This window comes from Paenibacillus sp. FSL H7-0714 (genome assembly GCF_038003765.1).
Classification (GTDB): Bacteria; Bacillota; Bacilli; order Paenibacillales; family Paenibacillaceae; genus Paenibacillus_AQ.
On record NZ_JBBOPT010000001.1, the window covers coordinates 2961961 to 2980443 of the forward strand.

Here is an 18483-nt window from a genome sequence, read left to right on the forward strand (position 1 = left end):
ATACTATTCTCCCATATGATATATCCATTCAAGGTTCAGTTCATTTTCATAGAATGTTGTATAACCTTGAAAGGAAGTGTTAAGAATGGCGTCAATTATTGATTATGGTTCTACGTTTTTAACTGTTGATGGTCCAGTATTGGCGGTTGGTGTTGGTCAAGGAATAACTACTACCTCTGTATTTCTTGATCCGGCTAATCCTGCAACTTATCGTTCGAGAGTTGAGCTAAAAGCGAGTTTCGGTGTTGATAGTTTTTCATTTACAGATGATATTCGCGTAGATATTTACAGAGGTGCTACAAAAGTATACAGTAGCCCGCTCAATCGATTCTTCGAACCTGGTAACAACCTTCAGATTGTAAACGTGCTTGCTGTGGATGGTGGACTGCCGGGAACCCAAATTTATACACTGGGTGTTCTATTTGCTAATAGTAATAATGCTGGAAGTGTAATTCAAATAAAAGGCCCAATTACATTCACAGCTACAGCAATTGGTCTATAAGTTAGCTAGCGTATGAATTAACCAAAAGCTGCACCAATTCTCCGCAATGGAGAGAGGTGCAGCTTTTGCTGCTATACATATCCCGTCAGCTCACTATAGTGATATAATAACCGCAGTAATAGTATAACTAAAGCAAAATGCAAGGAGAAAAGCCGATGATAAAGCTGGTATCATGGAATGTTAATGGCCTTCGGGCCTGTGTCAAAAAAGGGTTTAATGACTATTTTAAAGAAGTAGATGCGGATATCTTCTGTGTTCAAGAAACAAAGCTTCAGGAAGGGCAAATTACACTGGAGCATGGCGAAGAATACGATCAATATTGGAATTACGCAGTGAAGAAGGGCTATTCTGGTACGGCAATATTCACTAAAATCAAGCCGATCTCTGCGAGATATGGGATGGAAGAAGATGAAGAAGCAGAAGGCCGGATCATTACATTAGAGTTCGAACATTTTTATCTGGTCAACGTCTATACGCCTAATGCCAAACGAGATCTGTCTCGATTGGAATATAGAATGGAATGGGAGGACCGTTTCCGTAATTATCTCTTAGAACTGGACAAGCGTAAACCGGTTGTTGTCTGTGGAGACCTAAACGTTGCCCATGAAGATATTGATATCAAGAATGCAAAGGCTAACCGTGGGAACTCCGGTTTTACGGATGAAGAGAGAGGGAAAATGAGCACACTGCTAGAGTCGGGCTTCATAGATACGTTCAGATATCTTCACCCGGAGCTAGAGGGAGTGTATTCATGGTGGTCTTATATGCCGAAGGTGAGAGAGCGGAATGTGGGCTGGCGAATTGATTATTTCTTAGCTTCTTCTAGACTTGCACCTAATGTAATTGATGCTCAAATTGATTGTCAGATCATGGGTAGTGATCATTGCCCAGTCATGTTGAAGCTAGCTGATTTTTCGGAATAAAAAAAAGTGATATAAGGCCGCTAAGTTCCTGCATAGGACGAAGCGGCCTTTCTTTTATTAACTATACCTATTGTATTCTTCCGATTATATCATCGAATTCAAGCGGTCCCATATTCACATTAATCCGTTGCTTAAGGATAAGCGTGTTCTCTAGAATATTAATATCAAGTGTAATCAAGAAAGGCATTTCAACAAATAGCAAGGACAACTGAAGTTGATCTTCTGCAGTCCAAGTAAAGCTGGACATAATCCGGTTCATGAAAGGCTCCAGGATGAGTGCAAAGCTTTCGAGCCATTGTCCTCGGCCTAATCGAATGACATTCTTTTCACCAAGTTTTGTTATTAAAGTAACTTCAGCTTCATCATTGTTGAAAGTGATAGAGATTGTAGCTAGTGAAAATTGGTTGTCATCTAGTGTATAGGTTATACCATTCAATTGATCTTCTTGAAAAGATGACCGCTGCAATTGTGGAGGGTCTATCGATAAGTTTTTTAATTGGTCTGCCAATTTGGCTACTAATGCTTGTTCTTCCAGAAGAGGGACATCTTTCATATTGGGTAATAAATGCTCCCACACTGCATTCAAAATACCTTGAATACTATTTGAAGCGGCAGTAATAGCAATTACCGCATCCTGATCAGGAAGAACAACGCAGAGTTGTCCGAATGCGCCATCGGCGCGGTAGGCTCCGTGTTGGCATCTCCAGAATTGATAACCATATCCGAGCGCCCAGTCATGATCGCCTTCGCCATTGGAAATGTGTTTGGAAGTTGCTTCATTAATCCACTGTTCAGGCAGGATTCGTTGATTATTCCAGATCCCTTTTTGTAAGTAAAGCTGGCCGAATTTAGCGATATCCTCTGTGGTAATGCTTAAGCCAAATCCCCCCGTGTTAATTCCACGTGGACAAGACTGCCAAGTTGCTCCGTGAATACCGAGCGGAGCGAACAGACGCGGTTCTAGATATTCTAGCAGTGTTTGGCCAGTAACTCGTTGAAGGATCGCGGACAGCATGTAAGTGGCGCCGGTATTATATAGGAAATGTGTACCTGGTTGTTTCTCCACTGGGACTGAGAAGAAAGCTTTAACCCAATTCCCGTCTGCACTTTTATGAAGTGTTTCCATAGTATCCACGACATGCCCGGTACCCATCATCAATAGATGTCTGATTGTCATGTTGGATAGATTGTCAGTGATAGTCGCAGGAGCCTCTTCAGGGAAGAAGGAGATGACTGAATTGTCGAGTGTGATTAGCTTTTCTGTGACCGCAATCCCGATTGCCGTTGAGGTGAAGCTTTTGCTAAGGGAAAATAGCATATGTGGAAGATCGGACTTATAAGGAGACCACCAGCCTTCAGAGACCACATACCCATGCCTAAGGAGCATGAAGCTATGCAGACCTAAGCTTTGTGTCTCTACTGCATCAATAAAGCTGGATATTGCGGCTGATGATATGCCCTGCTCTTCTGGAAGACTTCTAGACAACTGCAAGCTACTTGTAGTTTCCATTCATTCATCTCCTAAATTTTGAGAATCCTTGCCTTCCTATTTTATAATAAATTCCATTGTATAAATACTATATAAAATGAAGATTTTTAATCCTCTAAAGAGCTGCTGTTGGAGGCATCGGTATGCAATCTTTTCTCAGGCCATGAAATAACATGCGAGGTTCGGCTTAATTTCTCATAGATTAGCTGGTCATCTTTTTTGAATACCTTAATGATTAAATGGATAAAGAAAACTAAATCGACCAGTAGAACAAAGAGGTAAGCGACCGTTCTCAATGGTGAAGATAGAAGCCCTGTCACATCAGAATCGATAACAATAGCGTGAAGTCCAAGAATTACCCAATATAACAGACCATAACGGATCATAAGTGCCCAGAAAGAAGCCCGATTACCCTTGCTCGTTACCCGAATACGGACAATCCATTTGCCTAAGGTCCGTCCACCAGTGAAGGCTGGAATCAGGATGAAGTAAATTCCTGTCACAATCCAGAATGCACTTTTTACATCGAATCCATAAAGTACACCAAACCCAATGATCCACACCATACTATCGATGAAAAAGGCAATCCCTCTGCGGGTATAGGAGACTCTTTTTGCAGATCGATCGATATTCGTATCCAGTTGCTCTATACGTGGCAGCAAACCGTTAATCCAAATGGAAATACGGAATCCAAAGATCCCTCCCACTGTGTTGGTAATCAGATCATCGACATCAAGTAGACGGTAGGGATGGTCAAAAAAGCCGTAGATGCCTGTAACCTGAGTGACCTCAAAAGATAACGAAAGTATGAAAGACAAGAGAATACACATTCCCCAGCGCGTTCGAAAATAGTAGCCCAGAAACAATCCAAACGGCACTGTCAGAGCGATGTTAAATATCACCTGTAAAAAAGCAGGCTCACGCAGTAACGACCAATACGTTGAAATCTGATCAGGTATGATCTTAGAGCCATCTATAATATCTTGTATGAATTGAAGAGGGACGAGCTGCATGATACTTCCCGAAGGCGCCAAATTATGTCTTGAGGATGGCATCGGAAGCAAAACGAGAAAATAAGCGTTCATCAGATAAAGCAGCAGTAAGTATAGGATTAAAGCTCTAAGCTTATGGATGTAGCCGTGTCTACGGTATTGAACGATTAGAAAAGGGAGTGTGAAGATCAATGCCGCTATAGGAAACATCATAAAGGCATAAGAAATTGGGAAAAAGTAAGAATGAAACATAAGTCACCTGCCGAATCATTGTTTTTTGAGGAATAAGTAGTCTGCTGCAAACTAGCGTTCCCGGCTCATTATAAAATTTTATGATAGGGAACTCAACTTATTTATTTAGCGCTTCCGGCATACATATGTCTATAGAGGAGCGTGAAGTGATGGAGAAAAAGGTACAGCAGTATTATCGACTGAAGCAAAAGCAAAAGGAAATTGAAAAAGAATTGGCAGAGCTTCGGCAGGATATTCTTAGCTATTGTAGTGAGCAGGGGGCCACCGAGACTGAGATTGGAAGCTACAAAGTGAAGCTAGTGATGCAAAATCGCAAAGAATATGATGATCTCAAGTTATATGAAACCTTATCAGACCCTGAAGTGTGGCGTATGCTTTCCAAATCAGATCCCGCGAAGATAGCAAGTTTGACCAAGCTTAACGTAATCTCTGAGGACAAGATAATGCATACCTATTCTTTAAAGACGGTAACGTTACTGCAAGTGGATAAAAAATAAGGATTTACGTGAGCGGTTCCTTTCATGGGGGCCGCTTTATTATATCGAATCGCAACTCTTAGCATTTTGCGTTAAAATAAGAAGTGAAGCTGACCGTCTGCTGTTAAGGAGCTCCGGTGCTTTGGTGCGACAGTAAAGCAACCATAGAGATGGAGGAAGAGAATTCATGAAAGATTTTGATGTCATGTTAGAGAAATATGCGAACCTGGTTGTAAAAGTAGGGGTAAATGTACAACCTGGACAAGTTTTAATGGTGCATGCACCTATTGAAACGGCAGAGCTTACTCGCTTGATTGTAGGTAAAGCCTATGAAGCAGGTGCTAAATATGTAATTGTTGATTGGGACGATGAGGCGACTACACGTATTCGTTACGAAAAAGCCCCAGAAGATTCCTTCGATTACTATCCACAGTGGCAAGCAGAAATGATGGAGAAGTTTGCGGAAGAGAACGGCGCCATCTTACATATTAAAGTACCAGATCCGGAATTGTTCAATGGTATTGATTCTTCCAAAGTATCAAGAGCAGTTAAGGCGGCAGCTGTTGCTCGCAAAAACTACTCTAAATATACTCGTAATAGCATAATTAGCTGGTCTCTCGTCAAGGCTCCAACGCGTGCTTGGGCGAACAAGGTGTTTGCTGATCTTCCAGAGGAAGAGCGAGTAGAGGCTATGTGGGAAGCGGTATTCCAGATGAATCGTGTAGGTAGCGAGGATCCAGTTGCCGCGTGGAGAGAACATATCGGTCAATTGAAAGAAAGTCAGGATAGAATGAACGCTAAGCGTTATAAAAGCCTGCATTACCGCGCTCCGGGAACGGATCTGCATGTGGAGCTTCCGGAAGGTCATCTATGGCGTGGCGGTGGCGGTGAGAATGATAAAGGTGTTTATTTCGTGGCAAATATGCCAACGGAAGAGATCTATTCCATGCCCCATCGTACTGGCGTGAACGGTACAGTAAGAAGCACGCTCCCACTTAATCTGAATGGACGTCTGGTAGAAGGCCTTTCATTCACTTTTAAAGATGGAAAAGTAGTAGCATATGAAGCTGAATCCGGACGTGAGCATCTGACTTCGCTGCTGGCAACGGATGAAGGTGCATCCTATTTAGGAGAAGTGGCTTTAGTGCAGCATGATTCTCCAATCTCTCGCTTGAACCGAATTTTCTACAATACAGGGATTGATGAGAATGCCTCCTGCCATTTCGCGTTGGGAAGTGCCTATCCTGTCAATATTGAAGGCGGCACAAAGCTTACGAATGAAGAGCTTGTCGCACGAGGTGCTAATGTAAGTTTAACGCATGTTGATTTCATGATTGGTTCGGCAGAACTGGATATTGATGGAGAACTTGCGGATGGCACGATTGAACCGGTATTCCGTAAAGGGAATTGGGTGCTGTAAGGAATACATTTAAGGTCGTAACCTCGCTTTAGGAGATTACGGCCTTTCCCTTTGCTAAAAAGATGTATGTTATAGAAAGTGTTTTTATTTAGAAGCGGAGATATCCATATTAAATAATATTTTCTTATAAAAACAGCCGGCGCTCTCTTCAATAGAGAGTCCGGCGTTTTTTTATTGCTCTTAGAGATCAGTTTTATTTGAAAAATAATTAAGGCCCATAGCCTCGCGTACTTCGGACATCGTTTCTTGAGCAATATCGCGGGCACGCTTAGTTCCGGATAATAAGATATCCTCAACAACCTTGGGTCTGGCAGCATAATAGGAGCGACGCTCACGCATTGGTTCAATTAGCTGGTCTAGAGCTGTAGTGATAAGCTGCTTACAGGCAGAACAGCTTATACTGCCACTTTCGCAGCTATCGTGAATTTCTGGGGCGCCATACGAACGAACAGCACGATGATAAGCATAAATGGGACAAATATCTGGATGCCCAGGATCATTTTTATGAACACGGGCTGGATCGGTTGTGGCTTTACGGATCTTGAAGGTGATCTCTTCTTTCGTAGAGTCCAGTTCGATAGCATTGCCTAGGCTTTTACTCATTTTAGCGTTGCCGTCTGTTCCTACTAGTCTTGGCGTCTCGCTGATAAGCGCTCTGGGCTCCACAAGGATAGGGCTGTACAGCTCGTTGAATCTACGTACGATTTTGCGGGTCAACTCCAGATGGGGAAGCTGGTCTTCTCCTACAGGAATAATCGTCGCTTTACAAAAGGTTATATCCGCAGCCTGGCTAACTGGATAACCTAGAAAACCATAATACAATTCATCTAAGCTGGAATTTTTCGATTCGGCTTTAATCGTGGGATTATGCCGTAAAGAATTCACAGTAACAAACATGGAGAATAGGACGGTCAGCTCAGCGATCTCAGGAACCATAGATTGAATAAATAGGGTTGCTTTATCTGGATTTATACCCGCCGATAAATAGTCCAGTGTGATTTCATTCAAGTTTTGACCTAGTAGTTGAGGGCGATCAAAGTGAGTCGTTAGGGCTTGAATATCTGCTAAAAACACAAAAGTATCATATTGCTCCTGTAGAGCCACTCGGTTCTGTAAACTGCCCACGTAATGGCCAAGGTGCAGCTTTCCAGTCACTCGATCTCCAGTTAATACACGTTTTTTTATCATTTGAATTCCTCCTGTTTTGTTGCTTCTGAGTAACATTGAGTCGCCACCACCAGCCATCATCCATGGCCATCACCTCCTTTAAATGACAAAAAAACCTCATCCAATAAGGACGAAGTTGTCGTGGTACCACCTTAATTGATCGTGTTACCATACGTTTCGTTGGCTTTACGATCTTCTCTTACCTGTACGAAAGAGGGTTAAAGATAATCTCGGATACAGGTCCCTTGATAACGGTGGGAACCCCGGCTATCCCTACAGCATCCTAGAGAGATGGTTCGGAAGAGCAACTCTAAAGGCCATTCGATCAAGCGCTGGACACCGGTTCGCAGCAACCACCGGCTCTCTGAAGTCCATGTTCGTTTGTCTACTTACCCTTTGTCAGCGTTGTTCATGATATTTGGGTAATTGTAATTCTGATGAGTGATTTTGTCAATGGTTGGAAATTAGATGATGATGATAGACAGAGCATCTAGGTTTATATGATCTAGCAAAGTATCACTTAAATGTATATTATCATCAGCAATTAAGTCCAATCTATCATTGTTGATTCACAATATAATAATGTATAACCTTGTAACTGGAATGGAGTGATGATAAATGGCGACAAATATAAGTTATGGTTCACAGGCAAAAACCCCCTTAGACCCGTTTACTACTGTTACAACGGTTGCAGGGATTCCTGGAGCTGGAGCGGGTCTAGCCACAGCGCAAGTAAATATTAGCCCGGCTAACCCAGCCTCTTTCTCCAGCAGAGTCGAGTTAAATGGTAGTTTTAGTCTTACTGCACTTGCTGATAGTCAATTTCTTGTTTTAATCCGACGTGCTGGAGTCGATATTTATAAATCCTTTTATAGTTTTACTTCAACTACTGATATTCAATTAAATGCTCAGTGGGTTGATGGTCCTTATATTGGAGTCCACAATTATGAATTGGTAATTCAAAATGATAGCAACTTACCTATAAATCTATTTGGACCCATATCATTCACAGCAACTGCGATTGGAGGAGACGGAGTAATTTAAGTTATGGACAGTTAAATCAATCCGATTTAACTGTCCTTTTTTTCATGGGGTAAAATTTATTTATTTAAAATGTTGTCCTCTAAAACAGCATATTTATCGCCATATTGCTTAATGATATGTTGTTCTCCCCAATTACATAGAGAAGTCAAAATGTCGCTTAAACTATCACCATACTCACTAAGTTCATATTCTACTTTGGGTGGAACCTGATTGTATACGATCCGGTTGATAATTCCATCGGCCTCAAGTTCGCGTAGTTGCTGGGTTAACATTTTTTGAGTAATTCCGGGCATTAACTGTTTTAGTTCCGATGTTCGTTTTTTGCCATGAGTTAAATGACACAGAATTACACATTTCCATTTTCCTCCAATCACTTCGAGTGTGGCCTCAACAGAAATATTGTATTTTTTCTTGATAGTTGTCATGATATCCTCCAATGTATGGGTACTTTTTAGTACCTATGGTACTTTTAAGTGCGTACTATTGATTATGTCCGATTTTACTAATCATAACATTTATCGTTCTTTTTTTATAGAATGTTATAATTTTAAGTGCTCAGTCCCAAAAAAGTTAATATAAATAAAAACCGTTTCTATACCCTCCCCGTCTTAATCTATGAGAGGTGTAGGAGAGGGGGCTAAGGAAGGATATGACGATGACTAATGCAGAAATGAAGAAGGTAACGATTCTTGATTCTAGGAGCGAGACGGATTTCTACGATTCTATATTGGTACATAGAGAACAACTATACAGTATTGCCTATAGCTACTTGCGTAACCGGAACGATACGCTTGAAGCGATGCAGGAAATGACTTGCCGGGCCTGGATCAAAAGAAAAACATTAAAGGATCCAAAAGCATTTAAATCATGGATCATTCGGATCCTGATTTATGTCTGTATAGATGAACAAAGACGTAGAAAGCGTTCTATGCCGCTTGTAGACGAGAGAATAGGAGAGCGGATTACGCACATTGGCCATCATCGGATGGAAATGCTGTGGGCACTCGAACAGGTTAAACCCAAGTATCGCCATGTGCTGCTGCTTAAATACTACAACGATATGACCTTACATGAGATTGCTAACATACTGGATAAACCTGAAGGAACGGTCAAGACATGGCAGCATAAAGGACTCAAGCAGTTAAGAACGATCATTAAGAATCGGGGTGATTGGAACCATGAGTAGTCAGGAGGAGCTTGCCATGTTAATCGATGCTGAACGGATCCCACAGGAGCAAAAAATGGAGAGTGCAGCCGCACAAATCTATGCCATTCAAGCAGGACTCGAACTAGGTAAAAAGCGCGGAAAAAAGCTAATGTTCGCTAGAAGCGCTATGGCTGTACTGACTGCATCTGTTTTGATTGCAGGTTTACTTTTCTTCAATCCAACCCAATTGATGCCACAGCAAGCCTCTACAAGTATTGAATTCAGTGACTGGGGCGAGCTAGAATCTTTTAAGAAAGTAGCTTCGTCTGATATTGATGCTCTTACTTTAGAGTCAGCGATCCGTAATGATTACGTGCAGATCGTGAATAAAAGTACTGAGAAAAATGGGTATAAAATCACTCTGAATGCTGTGATCGCTGATGAAAATAAAATTATAATGCTGTATACAGGGACTACAAGCGATGGGCAGGAAATTTACAGCGTGAATAGTGTGTGGCTGACAGATGCTGAAACAGGGCAGAGCATAATAGATGAAAATGGTTATAGAAATGGAATGGGGTCACATGCTGAGGATAGTATTTATACATGGCTCGGAAAAACTATCTATCCACTAGATAAGAATAAAGCATTTCCAAGAGAGGTGGTTGCTAATTTTCAGATTGCGTCAGTGGATCCAGGAATGCTAATAAAACCGAAAACGGGAACTAATCTAGCTGACATGCGCTATTCTGATCGTTTAAAGGTGAGCTTCGCTATTGATCCAAAATTCTGGGAACAGAAGACCGAGACGGTAGTTATAAATCAGCCTTTTATGATTGACGGGCATGAAGTGAATCTTGCACAAGTGGAGCTTTCTCCATTAAGTATAGTAGTCAAATATACGCTAAGTGAGGATTTAAAAACTAATTGGGAGATCAGGAATGAGTTATTTGGAAAGACCCCCAGTGAGTTGACATCGCGGGTTGGGAAGCGCGAATTGAAAAATAATTCTATTGGTGGAAGGGGTAGTGAGGATGGATTCACAAGCTACTTTAGCAGCAACGTATTGGATCATCCAAAATTCATTCGTTTGAAGCTTGATGGGGGGCCTGATCGCGAGAAAGAGGAGTATATTGATATCTTGAAAAAATAAGCAGCAAGTGATGAGAGTGAGAATGTGATGGGATTCGTAATGCAGAAAAAGGTCCGCTGACAGCGACCTTTTTTTGTTTTCTAGAAGATTAAATATGATTATAAAGTCCTTTTTTTAAATAGTGCTATAATAGCTCTTTGAGTGTTCTGAGCTGTATTTTTATTTATATGAACTAGGGGTGATGGATTTGAGCGTAATCCGTATGGAGAACGTAACTAAGAAATATGAGAATACTTTGATTTTTCGAGATATATATTTTCGAGTTAGCAAGGGTGAACGGATTGGGTTAATCGGACGAAATGGTGCGGGGAAGTCTACTGTTTTTAAACTGATGATGGGAAAAGAGGAGCCAACAGCAGGGAAAGTAGAGTTAGATCCCAATGTGAAGATCAGTTATTTCTCTCAATTCTCGGAGCTTTCCGGCTCCTTGTCTGTACAGCAAGAGTTAGAATTGTGCTTTGAGCAGGTAGCGCTTATCGAACAGGAGCTTAACCAAATCGGGGAACAGCTTGGACAAGTGACGGATGATGACCAGATGAATACACTTTTAGAGCGGCAAGCAGCGCTTTTTGAACAAATGGATCATTTGGATGGCTGGAATGTATCTGTAGAAATCAACACTGTTCTGACGAAGTTGGGCTTCAATGAAAGATCACGGCATCAACCTGTAGATGAGTTATCGGGAGGCTGGAGGAACCGTGCAGCACTGGCTAAAGTCTTAATTGAAATGCCCGATGTCGTATTGCTCGATGAGCCTACTAACTTTTTGGATATCGAAGGGATCGTATGGTTGGAGCAGTGGCTTCACCGTTTTAATGGGGCGATGATTCTCATCTCCCATGACCGGCAATTTATTGACAGAGTAGTCACGCGGACGATTGAAATCGAGAATTATCATTTTCAGGAATATGAAGGCAATTACACCGACTATGTTCGTAAAAAGAAGATGCGCAAAAAGGTGCTTGATCGTCAATTCGAGTGGGAAGAAGAGCTTCTACTTATGGAGTCGGAAGCCATTGAAACCCGCGGGAACAAAAAGTCCCCGAAGGATCGTCTATCACGTAAACTGACAGATATGAAAAAGCGTGTGGAGCCTCATCCAGTGAACGTACTGATCACCGATATCTACAGCAATTTACGGTTTCCGGATAAGCTTGGTGAAGTGAAGGGAATTGGACAAAGCTATGATGGTCGGACGATATTCCAGAACGTTAGCTTCGATATTCAAAAGGAAGATCGGATAGCTATTGTGGGGCCTAACGGAAGCGGGAAGTCGACACTCATAAAGGTATTGACTGGGCAAGAAGAGCCTGAAAGGGGTGGTGTGACTTGGGAACGTGGGGTCAGCTACGCGTACTTCAATCAGATGTGGGACGAACTCGATGTTAAAGATACAGTCAGTCATGCCGTAAATGTGTATGGGCTGGGACTCGATGCTCCGCGGAAAAAAGTGAATAAATTTCTATCGATGCTACAATTCTCGGAAATGGATCTGAGCAAAACGATCGGCAGTCTGTCAGGTGGACAGCAGGCCAGAGTAGCGTTAGCGAAATGCCTTCTCTCTGGCGCGGCTGTCATTATTTTGGATGAGCCAACGAATCATTTAGATTTGACGAGTATTCAGGTGATGGAGCAGGCACTCATTCATTTCCCTGGAGCCGTAGTTACCGTCAGTCATGACCGCTTCTTCATCGATAAAATTGCAACGAAAATGCTTACCTTCGATCCTGAAGCAGGAATCACTGAGCAGAATGTTTAGGATTATGCTGGCAGTCGGATGATCACGGTCGTCCCTTTACCTACTTGACTGGTGATTTCGATCCCATAGGGTTCACCAAAATGAAATTGAATACGATCATGAACATTTTTTATACCAATATGATCTTCATCTAGGGTGTCTGATGGTTGAGAGAGACGAAGACGTAACTGTTTAAGTTTCTCTTCATCGATACCAATTCCGTTATCTTTAACGATAATCAGCATGTCATCCCCGGAAATCATCGAGGAGACTTCAAGGAGACCCGGTTCACTTCGACACTCCAGTCCATGGACGATAGCATTCTCAACGATGGGTTGAAGGGAAAAGTGCATGACTTTAATTATTTCGCTATTAGGTTCTAGCTGTTCAATATATTGAATTTTGTCCCCGAAACGTAATTGTTGGATTTTTACATACAGCCGGACGTGTTCAAGTTCTTCTCGCAGGCTTACGGTTATCTTTCCGGTCTGGATATGAATCCGAAACAATCTACCTACAATCCCCACCATTTCGCCAATCTCTCTTTGTCCATTAATGATGGCTTTCATTTGAATAGATTCAAGTACATTTGCAAGGAAGTGTGGATTGATTTGGCTTTTAAGGGCGCCGTATTGAGCTACTTTTTGCTGTGCTTTGGCCATAGATGACCGCTCGATATAATTTTGCAGGTCTTTCACCATTTTACGGATTCCATTGTATAGAACACCAAACTCATCTTGACGATTACTATACAAATCCACATCAAAGTTCCCCATCCCCACCAGCTTAACCTTTCGGCTTAAAAGAATAATAGGCTTAGTGACACGCTCCGATAGGATATACATGAATAAGATCGCAGTGACAAGCGACAAGAGCGCTAATGTTAAAATGATTTTTCCGAGGAAAGTGGCTTGCCTAGTCATCTCTTTTTCATCTATATACTGTATGACCTTCCAGTTGGAATAGGGAGACGTAACAAAGTTAATGTACGAGTCTTTATCATCAAAAGTACCATAAAAGCTTCCCGTATCATTGTTCATGAAAGTATTAAGCGCCTGAGGTTCTATAGGGATAGGTTGTAAGGGTGAGGTCTCCAAGATGTCAGAGCTGTAAACACTACCGCCCTTATCGTCTAAAATAATGAATTTTCGTTTGCTATTCTCCGAGAGCTTTAAGATTTCACGTAATGAATCCAATCGGATATCGATTAACATAACGCCAATGGGCTGCTTGCTTCCTTTTTTATTAATGACTCGGGCAATAGAAATGACGGATTGTTTGGAATTGGTGCGATAGAAGGGGACATGGCTGCCAAATAGAATCACTCCGCCTTTTTTCTGCTGGGTCTGTAAATACCAATTCTCCTGGGTATAATCCTTCACATCATAATCCGCACGATTGAAATTGGCAGAGTAGAACACACGTGATCCCGAAAAAATCTGCACACTATCAACATTTTTAATCGTCATCTCAATCCCGCTGATGAAATGCTCAATCGTGTTTCCATACTGAATATTCAGGTCATTTCCGACGTCGTCTTTATGGATCGTCCAGTGCTCAAGTGCGGTTTGGAGCTGGCTATCTACCTGTGCGTTCAGTGTACCTTTATCAATACTTTGAAGATATTGGTCAATGTTGAACGAGAGGTTATTAAGGATCAGATTTGAGCTGCTCTGGTATTCATTTTTGACAGCTTGGTTTGAAAAGATATAGATGATTGCGGATATGATCAGGAGTGGAATGGTAATGGTCAGGATCATCAGCATGAAAATTTGACGATTGACATGTCGCATCCGGTAGCGTCGCTTTGGTTGCTCAATCTGCATCATTTTAGGTCACCAGCCTGATTGTTTTCTATAGTCTGATGGGGTCATGTTGGTGATGCTTCGGAAGGTTTTAACGAAATGCTTATAGCTTTTGTAACCACACATCGTACAGACATCGGTCACTAGAATCTCCGGTTTTTTTAAGCATTCCTGCGCATATTCCATCCGAATCTCGGTTACAAATCGCATGTAGTTCTTATCGAGTTTTCGTTTGAACAGGCGACTTAAATAAGACGGATTATAGAAGAATCGATCTGCTACCATCTGCAGAGTCACTTCTTGATCAATATTTTCTTTAATGAAGGATTTAATATGCTCGAATATGATCACATCCTGTTGGTGGTTGTGTGTCAGTCCTTCGGTATAAACAATCCCTAAATGAATCATCCACCTGCCAAGCCAGTCAAAAAGCGTCTCAAGCGAATCAAAATCATCCACAAAGGTAAGGTTCAGGAGCTTTTCGCTGTACACACCTTCGATATGGATGTGGTTTTTATTGGCGAAGCGGATTATAACACTTATGATTTCCTGAAGAAATGCGAGCCAGTAATCAGGAGATGAGACATCGGTTTTACTCAAAGTATCTTGAGCCAGGCGGTGCATCAGCTGGAGCGTCTCTATTTCGTTAGAACTTTCGATACAGGAGATCATCCGTTTCTTATCATTCTCATCTAGTTGAATTAAGGATGGTTTCTGAGAATTTGAGTTTTCTATCCATTGTGGCACATAGAATAACCTGCAATCTCTCATGTAAAAGCGTTGATATAACATTCGATCGGAATCGTGCAGCAAAGTATGTATTTGTGCAGGGTTCTCCGTCGTCTTACCTATAACTAAATAGAGGCCTAAATGATGTTCTAGCGTAAGCGCCTTCAGATATTGATCGATTCGTATCTGTACTTGAGTTTGAAGAGGGAAGTTGTCAGTAGAAGACGGAGATCCCAATACAATAAGACCATAGAGCTTTGTTTTAGATGAATATGTAAAAATAGAGTGCGGTGTAGAGGCATGGAGATACTCATCGACTGCGTAATGAATGAACTTTTCCGCATATTCTCTCATCCATAGGGTGGATTGCGTGCGCGTTTCTCTCATAGGAATGCCAGTCAAAACAAAGGGGAGATAAAGATAGTAGTTACTGTTGAAATTACATAGTTCATGGATAATAGCATCATCTATTACTGAATGTTCTTCCTCTAGCAACAGCTTTACAAGTTGTGCCCCTTCCAGATTAGAACGTTTTAATCTATCCTGTCGCTTTAGTTGGAGCTTGTTCATACACTCTTGTATCACTAAGAGGCTTTCCTCGTATTCCAAAGGTTTGAGCAAAAAAGCATGTACATTCCCTAGTTTAATAGCCTTCTGCGCGTATTCGAAATCGTTGAATCCTGTCAAAATGATAAATAATGTATCAGGAAGCAGATTGCGAATCTGCTCAATCATTTGAAGACCATTCATTTCGGGCATCCGGATATCGGTGATCACCAAATCGGGCTTCTCGCGTAGCGCGGTGGTCATTCCTTCTCTGCCATTCTCTGCTTCAATAATGCTGTGGACCCCAAGCTCCTCCCAAGCAAAGTAATGTTTTAAGCCCGTTCGTATTAATGGCTCATCCTCTACAATCATCAATTTATACATGAAATCCCTCCGGAAGACTAGAATTATAGTGGATCACTCGTAAGAGAATACCATTGGATGTAAGATTAAAAGGGTTACATTAAGGCGAAAAAGTGAAAAAATATAAATTCAATTGTTAATAGGTGGAATATGTAATGTATTATAACATTGAAGAGGGGTGGATTGAAGGGATATGTCAGAAATGAACCCTAAAAGTAAAAGGAGTGGGATTCTCCTGAATTTACAATTGATTTATGATTAGCGCAAGGAATGAGAGCAGTACTTTATTCCACAAAAAATAATTGGGGGTAGCACATGAAAGCAATGAAAAAAGGGCTAATGAGTATTGTTGGTGTCGCACTTTTAGGTACACAGTTAGTTGCATGTGGAAATACGAACACAGCGAATTCAGCGGTTACACCAAGTAATAATGCTGACAAGACAGAGCCCGCAGCAACTGAGGCTGCTGCTAAACCAGTAGAAATTACTTGGTGGAATTTTCCGAGCTTTCAAGCTTTAGATGGTGAAGTAGGCAAGTATGAGAAGGAAATCATTGCAGCTTTTAATGAGAAGAATCCTGAAATTAAAGTAAACCTTGAGATGATCACCTTTGAAGGCGGCCCTGAAAAACTGAATGTCGCAATTGCTTCGAATACCGCACCTGATGTGATCTATGATGCACCTGGACGGATTATCGATTGGGGTAAAAAGGATTTGCTTGCACCGCTTAACGACATGGTGACTGATGAAGTGAAGAATGATATTTCAGAAGCTTTTTGGAAGCAGTCAAGTGTAGGCGACAACATCTTTATGTACCCGATCAACACAGCGCCTTTTATGATGGCTGTTAATAAGTCTATTTTTGAAAAGATTGGCGCTCTAGATTTACTACCTTTGGATAAGGAAGATAGAACTTGGACGTTTGAAGAATATAAAAAGGCATTGGAAGCTGTAAAAGAAAAGGCACCGGACGTTATTCCTACAGGATTCTTCGCGAAGAGCCAAGCTGGAGACCAAGGCACTCGCGCTTATCTCGCTAACTTAGGTGTATCCCGATTCTTAAATGAAGATAACTCAGCAGTCGCTATCAATACTGATAATGCTGCTAAAGCGTTAGATTGGATTGTCCAAGCTACGAAAGATAAACTCAGTGTCTCCGGTGCAGCTTCACTTGCTGCTGCTGACGTGAACGATTTGTTCCTGCAAGGTAAATTGGCCTTTACACTTAACTATTCCGCTGTACTAAAAGCACAGAACGTATCTAAAAAAATGGTACAGTTCGAAGATATTCTCCTTCCATTCCCTACACTAGATGGTTCGGAACCAAAGCTTGAACCATATCTGGGCGGTATGGCTGTATTTAACAATGGGGATGAAGCTAAGATTGCAGCTTCCAAAAAGCTGATTGATTTTATTGCTAATGATCCTGTATGGGGTAAGAAAAACTTGATTCAAACAGGTGGTCTCTCGGTTCGTAATTCGATTACTGGTCTTTATGACGATCCAGAGTATAAATACGCTGAATATGCACGTAAATTTACGACAGATGCACCAACGATTGCTGATGGATATGCAGATATTCGTACGTTCTGGTTCCCTGAATTACAACGTGCTTTAACTGGAGGCGCAACCGGCAAGGAAGCTTTGGATAGTTTTGCTACAAAGGCTAACGAAGCTATTACTAAAGCAAAAGCAGCTATGAAATAAATAGTGAATGGTGTTCAAAAGAATAGAGTGCGGGAAGCACTCTATTCTTTTTAAAAAAATGAAAATTTTAAAGCTACGCACCTATAAATATCATTACTTTTCATCAGAGAAATGGGGAGAAGGTTGTGGGGACAACGGTACGCAAAATTAAAGGTTATGTGATACGTGACTGGATGATGAGTTATCTTTTCTTATTACCAGCGTTTGGATTTTTTCTTCTGTTTGTAGCCTACCCAATGATAAAAGGGGTTTATATTAGTTTCTTTGATTACTCGCTGAGAGATTTTAGTTTTATCGGTCTCGATAATTATATTTCATTATTTAAAGATGATAATTTCATGAAGTCCATGGGAAATACTTTATTACTCGTAGTGATCACCGTACCGATCGTGATTATCTTTTCACTGTTTGTCTCCATGAATATTTATAAGAAAAAAGAGTTTGCTAGATCGTTTTTCCGCGGTGTGTTCTACTTGCCAGCCGTATCTTCGGTCGTAAGTATTACAGTCGTTTGGGGCTGGATTTACCATCCCAACTACGGAATTCTGAATTATTTGACGGGTTTATTTGGAATGGAGCCTGTTTCATGGCTTGGGGATGCAAGAACCGCATTACTTGCAATTATCGTGGTCTTAATAACGACTTCTGTAGGGCAACCGATCATCTTGTATGTGGCCTCCATTGGTAACATTCCTACTTCTTATATTGAAGCCGCAGAGATAGATCGAGCAACCCCTTGGCAAATTTTCCGGAAAATATTATGGCCGATGCTGATGCCAACGAACTTATATATTATCGTGATTACCACGATTAATACCTTTCAGTGTTTTGCACTGATTCAACTCCTTACCTCAGGTGGACCTGTATATAGCACTTCAACTGTTATGTATGGTGTATATGAACAAGCCTTTATGCTAGGTCATTTCGGATATGCCTCTGCAATGGGCGTCATACTCGCAATTGTAATTGGGATCATTTCAATCATTCAATTCAAATACTTTGGCAGCGATGTTGAGTATTAAGGAGGGGA

General features: G+C 41.4%; 16 protein-coding genes and 1 other annotated feature. Of the genes, 10 read left to right on the top strand and 6 right to left on the bottom strand.

The annotated features are described in order from the left end of the window. The first annotated feature begins 85 nt into the window (after positions 1-85). Complete coding sequence (locus NST34_RS13110) at positions 86-502, top strand: hypothetical protein (protein ID WP_076282844.1); 417 nt, start codon at positions 86-88, stop codon at positions 500-502. Positions 503-660: 158 nt separating this feature from the next. Further along, positions 661-1425, top strand: a complete 765-nt coding sequence (locus NST34_RS13115; protein ID WP_339271611.1) for an exodeoxyribonuclease III — start codon at positions 661-663, stop codon at positions 1423-1425. A 67-nt stretch (positions 1426-1492) separates the two neighbouring features. Here NST34_RS13115 and NST34_RS13120 read toward each other — a convergent pair whose 3' ends face one another. Together NST34_RS13120 and NST34_RS13125 are read right to left on the bottom strand one after the other, a co-directional pair. Continuing rightward, complete coding sequence (locus NST34_RS13120; RefSeq protein ID WP_341127953.1) at positions 1493-2935, bottom strand: serine hydrolase domain-containing protein; 1443 nt, start codon at positions 2933-2935, stop codon at positions 1493-1495. Positions 2936-3021: 86 nt separating this feature from the next. Beyond that, positions 3022-4158: a VanZ family protein gene (locus NST34_RS13125; RefSeq protein WP_341127954.1), complete on the bottom strand. Its 1137-nt coding sequence runs from the start codon at positions 4156-4158 to the stop codon at positions 3022-3024. A gap of 125 nt (positions 4159-4283) precedes the next feature. On the opposite strand from NST34_RS13125, the gene NST34_RS13130 reads away from it, so the two are divergent. Both NST34_RS13130 and NST34_RS13135 read left to right on the top strand, forming a co-directional pair. Next, entirely contained in the window at positions 4284-4655 is a 372-nt protein-coding gene (locus tag NST34_RS13130) for a hypothetical protein (RefSeq protein ID WP_379421797.1), read from the top strand. A 166-nt stretch (positions 4656-4821) separates the two neighbouring features. Beyond that, a complete protein-coding gene (locus tag NST34_RS13135) occupies positions 4822-6054 on the top strand; it encodes an aminopeptidase (protein ID WP_341127955.1) in 1233 nt (410 codons plus the stop codon). 180 nt (positions 6055-6234) lie between these two features. Here the strand turns inward: NST34_RS13135 and trpS are convergent, their stop codons facing one another. Then, positions 6235-7242 carry a tryptophan--tRNA ligase gene (gene trpS, locus NST34_RS13140; protein WP_341127956.1) on the bottom strand — a complete coding sequence of 336 codons (1008 nt, stop codon included), beginning with the start codon at positions 7240-7242 and terminating at the stop codon, positions 6235-6237. Positions 7243-7344: 102 nt separating this feature from the next. Next, positions 7345-7633: a binding site (T-box leader), on the bottom strand. A gap of 206 nt (positions 7634-7839) precedes the next feature. Between trpS and NST34_RS13145 the strand changes: the two genes are divergently transcribed. Further along, on the top strand, positions 7840-8265 hold the full coding sequence (locus NST34_RS13145) for a hypothetical protein (RefSeq protein WP_341127957.1): 426 nt from the start codon (positions 7840-7842) through the stop codon (positions 8263-8265). 56 nt (positions 8266-8321) lie between these two features. Here NST34_RS13145 and NST34_RS13150 read toward each other — a convergent pair whose 3' ends face one another. Next, positions 8322-8690, bottom strand: coding sequence for a winged helix-turn-helix transcriptional regulator (locus NST34_RS13150; RefSeq protein WP_042187569.1), 369 nt, complete (start codon positions 8688-8690; stop codon positions 8322-8324). Between the two features lie 224 nt (positions 8691-8914). Here NST34_RS13150 and NST34_RS13155 point away from each other — a divergent pair, with 224 nt between their 5' ends. The 3 genes from NST34_RS13155 (at position 8915) to NST34_RS13165 (ending at position 12324) form a co-directional block, all read left to right on the top strand. After that, positions 8915-9451, top strand: coding sequence for a sigma-70 family RNA polymerase sigma factor (locus tag NST34_RS13155; protein ID WP_341127958.1), 537 nt, complete (start codon positions 8915-8917; stop codon positions 9449-9451). Next, entirely contained in the window at positions 9444-10565 is a 1122-nt protein-coding gene (locus tag NST34_RS13160) for a DUF4179 domain-containing protein (RefSeq protein ID WP_341127959.1), read from the top strand. The genes NST34_RS13155 and NST34_RS13160 overlap by 8 nt, the downstream gene beginning before the upstream one ends. A gap of 187 nt (positions 10566-10752) precedes the next feature. Then, positions 10753-12324: an ABC-F family ATP-binding cassette domain-containing protein gene (locus NST34_RS13165; RefSeq protein ID WP_341127960.1), complete on the top strand. Its 1572-nt coding sequence runs from the start codon at positions 10753-10755 to the stop codon at positions 12322-12324. A 2-nt stretch (positions 12325-12326) separates the two neighbouring features. Here NST34_RS13165 and NST34_RS13170 read toward each other — a convergent pair whose 3' ends face one another. Then, entirely contained in the window at positions 12327-14132 is a 1806-nt protein-coding gene (locus NST34_RS13170; protein WP_341127961.1) for a cache domain-containing sensor histidine kinase, read from the bottom strand. A 6-nt stretch (positions 14133-14138) separates the two neighbouring features. Next, positions 14139-15767 carry a response regulator gene (locus NST34_RS13175; protein ID WP_341127962.1) on the bottom strand — a complete coding sequence of 543 codons (1629 nt, stop codon included), beginning with the start codon at positions 15765-15767 and terminating at the stop codon, positions 14139-14141. Between the two features lie 294 nt (positions 15768-16061). Here NST34_RS13175 and NST34_RS13180 point away from each other — a divergent pair, with 294 nt between their 5' ends. Next, positions 16062-17453, top strand: coding sequence for an ABC transporter substrate-binding protein (locus NST34_RS13180; RefSeq protein ID WP_042187580.1), 1392 nt, complete (start codon positions 16062-16064; stop codon positions 17451-17453). Positions 17454-17578: 125 nt separating this feature from the next. After that, the gene (locus tag NST34_RS13185) at positions 17579-18475 is read left to right on the top strand and encodes a carbohydrate ABC transporter permease (RefSeq protein WP_445667661.1); all 897 of its coding nucleotides are present in this window, start codon (positions 17579-17581) and stop codon (positions 18473-18475) included. The last annotated feature ends 8 nt before the right edge of the window (positions 18476-18483 follow it).